Origin of the sequence: Pseudomonas sp. zjy_15, from assembly GCF_043101865.1 — a bacterium.
GTDB classification, from domain to species: domain Bacteria; phylum Pseudomonadota; class Gammaproteobacteria; order Pseudomonadales; family Pseudomonadaceae; genus Aquipseudomonas; species Aquipseudomonas putida_Y.
In genome coordinates this window covers 1-467 of record NZ_JBICII010000054.1, presented here as the reverse complement: position 1 = coordinate 467, position 467 = coordinate 1, and the positions used below count along the sequence as shown (strand labels likewise).

1 pseudogene is annotated in these 467 nt (G+C 58.9%); it reads left to right on the top strand.

What is annotated here, in order from left to right:
- Positions 1-467: pseudogene (locus ACF8EF_RS10295) on the top strand (IS110-like element ISPpu11 family transposase); the annotation flags it as partial.

The following is a 467-nucleotide window of genomic DNA, read 5'->3' as shown; positions in this document are numbered from 1 at the left end:
CCAACGACCGTGGCCGTCTTGATGGAATGCGGTCCAGGTGCACAAGCCTGGGCCAGGCTGCTGCAGACCAAAGGTAATCCGGTTCGCATCCTGCCGGCGCAACGTGTCGCCGAACATCGCAGCGGCGCGAAGAACGATCGTAACGACTGCTATGCCATTTTGCGTGCCGGTCGCGATACGAGCATCGCTTCGATACCGATCAAGAGCACCACAGCACTGGCTATTCAAGCGCTGCACCGTATCCGGCGCGGTAACATCAAGCGACATACCGCGCTGGGTAATCAGATCCGTGGTTTGCTACTTGAGCATGGCGTATCCATGCCCCAGGGTGATGCCGCGATCAATAAGCATGTGCCTCAGGCGCTTGAGGATGCTTCCTTGCCTCTGCCCGACCTGTTGCGCGAGTTGCTCGATGAGTTGCTGATGGACTGGTTGTCTCTAGGTGAACGCATAGCGGCGCTGAGCCG